We start from the raw sequence: 4863 nt of genomic DNA, 5'->3' as shown, positions 1-4863 counted from the left end.
CCCGGCGGGTCACCTGGAACACCGCGCCGTCGGGCGTGCCCTCGACCCGCTCGGCGATCACCTCGACGCTTCCGCCGCCGGGCACGGCCAGGGTCGTCTTGAGGATGCCGCGCCGCGGGACCCTCGGCAGCAGGGTGCGCAGCAGCGCGGGGTCGGCGGGCCGGAGCTGGTCGGTGCAACTGCGGTTGGCGAGCACGAGGTCGCCGCCGAGCACGGCGACCGGGGCGGAGCGGCGGTGCGTGGCCTCCTGGAAGGCCAGGAACAGGCGGCGTTCGGCCACCCGGGCACCCTCGACGATGCGCTGCTGGATGTCGACCACCGCGCGGCTGACCAGCGGGCCGAACAACGGGTTGCCGATCTCGCCGATGCCGGTGATGTCGAGGACGCCCTCGATGCGCCCGGTGAGGGGGTGGCGGATCGGATGGCCGTAACAGCTGAAACGCTTGAGCGCCTCGACGAAGTGCTCGCCGCCGTGGATCTCCACCGCCTTGCCGGATTCGTAGGGGGTGCCCAGTGCGTTGGTGCCGATCCGGCCCTCACCGAACTGGGAGCCCAGCACCGCGCCGATGCCCTCGACCTGCTGCTGCAGACGGCGGTCGCCGAACCAGCGGTAGACGATGCGGCAGTCGCGGTCGGCGAGCAGGACGCAGAACTGGGTGCCCTCCAGCTGCCTGCTCAGCTCGTCGAGCACGGCACGGCCCGCCGTCATCAGCCGGCTGGAATGGTCGACCTCGGTGATCGAGACGCGGGCCGGGTCCAGTTCCGGGGTCAGCCCGTGCAGGCGCGAGCGGCGCCAGGACACGGCGATCTCCGGGCGCAGCGAGGCGTCCTCGCCGGTGAACACGCTCCCGAGCGTCACTGCTCCTCCCACATGCACCCCGTGACCGGCCCCGCCTCCTCGCGCGACCGTCACGACGATCGTAGTGACCTGACCGGAAGGCACAACACACGAACGAACGACCGGCCGCCGGGAATGACCACGGACTGTGATTTTCGCCCCCCGGAACCGGTCGCGGCTTGCCTGGGTGACCGGACACTTGCGACGGTCACGGGATGAGTGAGCACGTGGTGATCGACCCCAGGTTCAACGGGCCCGCCGCCTCGGGGCACGGCGGCTACGTCGCCGGCCTGCTGGCCAGGGCCGTCGACGGCCCCGCCGAGGTGACCTTGCGGCGGCCGCCGCCGCTGGGCGTCCCGCTGCGCCTGGCGCGCGCGGAAGACGGTTCGGTGGCGCTCACCGACGACTCCGGCCTCATCGGTGAGGCCCGGCACGCCGGAGCGGAGCCGGTGGCCGTCCCGGAGCCGCCCGAGCTGGAACTGGCGGCGAAGTGCGGTGAGGCCAGTCCGCTGCGGAGCGCGGCACGCCACCCGTTCCCGACCTGTTTCGCCTGCGGTTGCGGCCGGGAGCCCGGGGACGGGCTGCGGATCATCCCCGGCCCCGTGCCCGGCACCGATCTCGTCGCCGACGTGTGGACCCCGGCGCCCGATCTCGCCGGGGCGGACGGCGCGGTGACCACGGAGTTCGTGTGGGCCGCGCTGGACTGCCCGAGCGGGCTGGCCGCCATGCTGCTCGACGGCCTGCCGTCGATGCTGCTCGGCCGCATGTCGTCCTGGCTGCTCGCGCCCGTCCCCGCCGGGGAGCCCGTGGTGTGTGCGGGGTGGCTCAGCGGCCACGAAGGCCGCAAGTACTTCGGCGGCTCCGCGCTGTACTCGGCCGACGGCACACTGCTCGCCCACTCCTCGGCACTGTGGATCGCCCCCCGGACCTGACCAGCCCCCGGCACGCGCGGCCGTTGGCCGTGGTGCAAGTCGCGTGAGTGTTGGCCGTGAAGGGTCCCTTCACAGTCGATTCGGCTGTGAAGGGACCCTTCACGGCACTCGGCCAACGCCTGGCCGGTGCGGCCTACGAGACGATGGGCAGGGGGTTGCGCACGGCCTGCGCGACTCCGTCGCTCGCCCGCGCGGCCGCGACCCGCTCCGGGCTCGGGGTGCCGTAGAGAGTGGTGCGCTGCCGCAGTGGCCTCCCGAGCGGGGCCACCATCGCCTCCAGTTCGCTGATGGTCTTGTACGAGCCGTTGGCGGCGCCCGCCATGCGGCTGATCGTCTCCTCCATCAAGGTGCCGCCGAGGTCGTTCACCCCGCCCCGCAGCACCGCGCGGCAGGTCTCTTCGCCGAGTTTGACCCACGAGCACTGGATGTTGTCGATCAGACCGTGCAGTAGCAGCCGGGCCAGCGCGTGGACGGCACGGTTCTCCCGCACCGTCGTGCCGGGGCGGGCGAGCCCCGCCAGGTAGATCGGCGCGTTCTGGTGGATGAACGGCAGCAGCACGAACTCGGTGAATCCGCGGCGGCCGTCGCGTTCCAGTGCCCGGCGCTGCAGGTTCGCGATCAGCTTGAGGTGCCCCACCCAGTGGGCCGGGGTGTCGACGTGCCCGTACATCATCGTCGAGGTCGTCGGGATGCCCAGTTCGTGCGCGGTGGTGATCACCTCGACCCAGCTGGAGGTGGGCAGCTTGCCCTTGGTGAGCACCCAGCGTACGTCGTCGTCGAGGATCTCGGCGGCCGTGCCGGGCAGGGAGTCCACTCCGGACTCCTTGGCCCGCGCCAGCCAGTCGCGAATGGACAGGTTGGTCCGCGAGGCGCCGTTGACGACCTCCATCGGGCTGTAGGAGTGCAGGTGGATGTCCGGCTGCCGTCGTTTGACCTCGCGAGCCAGGTCGAAGTACGCGGTGCCGGGCAGATCCGGGTGGATGCCGCCCTGCATGCAGATCTCCGTCGCGCCCGCCTCCCATGCCTGGTCCACGCGGTCGCCGACCTGGGACAGGGACAGGGTGTAGGCGTCGGCGTCGGTGCGGCGCTGCGCGAAGGCGCAGAACCGGCAGCCGGTGTAGCAGACGTTGGTGAAATTGATGTTCCGTGTGACCACGAAGGTCACGTCGTCGCCGACCGCGTCCCGGCGCAGCCCGTCGGCGATCTCCGCCAGCGCGTCGAGCTCGGCGCCGTCGGCGTGCAGCAGTGCGAGAGCGTCCTCATCGGACAGACCGGCGGGGTCGGCCTCCGCGCGGCGCAGCGCGGCCGCGATGTCCGCGTCCATCCGGCGTGGCGCCGTGGGCACGTTCGCGGCGACCTCGTTCCAGTCGCCGTACACCGAGTCGAAGTCGCTGCGCCGGTCGCCCGTGCGACCCACCGTGTCCACTTCGACGTGCAACTGGGTGCGGCCCTGCTCCTGCCACCCGCCGTCGGGCTCCTGCCACGGCCTGCCCACCGGCAGCACGTCGCGGGCGAGCCCGGTCTCCGGGTCGGCCAGCGCCGCCACGTGGCCCGTCACGCGCGGGTCGAGCCACGGCTCCCCGGCGAGGATGTACTCGGGGTAGACGGTGAGCCGCTCCCGCAGCTCGAATCCGGCGGCGGCGGTCTGCCGGGCCAGCTCGTCGATCTGCGGCCAGGCGCGTTCCGGGTTCACGTGGTCCGGCGTGAGCGGCGAAACCCCGCCCCAGTCGTCGATCCCGGCCTTGAGCATCAGCTCGTACTGGCTGCCGATCAGGTTCGGTGGTGCCTGGATGCGCGTCTTCGGCCCCAGCACCAGCCGCGCGACGGCGATCGTGGCGGCCAGTTCCCGCAGGTCCGCGTCGGGTGTCGCGCGCATCTTCGTGTCCGGCTTCGCGCGGAAGTTCTGCACGATGACTTCCTGGATCCCGCCGTAGGCGCGGGCCGCCTTGCGGATCGCGAACAGCGCGTCCGCGCGTTCGGTGTGCGTTTCGCCGATGCCGATCAGGATCCCGGTGGTGAACGGCACCGCGCTGCGTCCGGCGTCTTCGAGGACCCGCAGCCGGACCGCCGGGTCCTTGTCGGGCGAGCCGTAGTGCGGGCCGCCGCGCTCGGTGAACAGACGGGTCGCGGTGGTCTCCAGCATCATGCCCATGGACGGCGCGACGGGCTTGAGCCGCTGGAAGTCCTGCCAGCCGAGCACACCGGGATTCAGGTGCGGGAGCAGACCGGTCTCCTCCAGCACCAGGATCGCCATCGCCCGCACGTAGGAGAGCGTGTCGTCGTAGCCGTGCGCGTCGAGCCACTCGCGCGCGGCCTTCCACCGGTCCTCGGGGCGGTCGCCGAGGGTGAACAGGGCCTCCTTGCAGCCCATCGCCGCACCCTCGCGGGCGATCGCGAGCACCTCGTCGGGGGACAGGAACGGAGCGTCCACTTTGCCCGGAACGGTGGCGAAGGTGCAGTAGCCGCAGCGGTCCCGGCACAGCCTGGTCAGCGGGATGAACACCTTGCGGCTGTAGGTGATCACACCCTCGCGGCCGGCGGCGGCGAGCCCGGCGTCGCGGATGCGGGAGGCGTGCACGGAGAGTGCTTCGAGGTCTTCGTCGCGGGCGTGCAGCAGCACGGTCGCCTCGGCGATGTCGAGGGTCTTGCCGTCGCGGGCGCGGGCGAGCGCGCGCCGCATCGCCGACGGGGTCGGACGGTCCTGCTCAGCAGCGGATGCCATGAGCAAAACGGTAGGTGCGCCCCGGTCCGGTTCTCCACGACCGAGCCGGTGATCCCTTTCGCCGGTGCGGCGGCGAGGAGGTTTCCGCAGCTCAGTGGCGCTGATCGCGTTGCCGTGACGCTCGCGCGCGGGTATTACCTAAAGTGTGGCATCGGTGGTCGGCAAGCGGATCAACGGGCGGACCTACTACTACCTGGTGGAGCCGGCCCGGGTGGAGGGCAGGCCCAGGATCGTCGCCCAGCGCTACCTCGGTTCGGCCGACGACATCGCGGCCGCGTTCGACGGGGGAGGCAGCGCGCCCACGGTCCCCGCCGACAGCAGGCATCTCGCCTTCGGTGCTGTCGCCGCGGTCTGGGCGACACTGGAGCGGC

Annotated in this window: 3 protein-coding genes and 1 pseudogene; 2 read left to right on the top strand and 2 right to left on the bottom strand. The window is 72.0% G+C overall.

Annotation, left to right across the window (positions count from 1 at the left end; all coding sequences use genetic code 11):
- Window positions 1-859: sigma-54-dependent transcriptional regulator family protein (locus FNH05_RS32280; RefSeq protein WP_483964240.1), on the bottom strand; the 859-nt coding region annotated here is incomplete at its 3' end.
- 194 nt (window positions 860-1053) lie between these two features.
- Between FNH05_RS32280 and FNH05_RS32275 the strand changes: the two genes are divergently transcribed.
- The gene (locus FNH05_RS32275; protein ID WP_144592632.1) at window positions 1054-1770 is read left to right on the top strand and encodes a hypothetical protein; all 717 of its coding nucleotides are present in this window, start codon (window positions 1054-1056) and stop codon (window positions 1768-1770) included.
- A gap of 133 nt (window positions 1771-1903) precedes the next feature.
- Here FNH05_RS32275 and FNH05_RS32270 read toward each other — a convergent pair whose 3' ends face one another.
- Entirely contained in the window at window positions 1904-4450 is a 2547-nt protein-coding gene (locus FNH05_RS32270) for a bifunctional FO biosynthesis protein CofGH (protein WP_246128070.1), read from the bottom strand.
- A gap of 187 nt (window positions 4451-4637) precedes the next feature.
- Here FNH05_RS32270 and FNH05_RS32265 point away from each other — a divergent pair.
- Window positions 4638-4863 (top strand): annotated as a pseudogene (locus FNH05_RS32265) (IS1634 family transposase); the annotation flags it as partial.

Source organism: Amycolatopsis rhizosphaerae, assembly GCF_007713715.1.
GTDB lineage: Bacteria > Actinomycetota > Actinomycetes > Mycobacteriales > Pseudonocardiaceae > Amycolatopsis_E > Amycolatopsis_E rhizosphaerae.
Note: the sequence above shows the minus strand (reverse complement) of the source record. Positions and strands in the feature narration are given on the sequence as shown.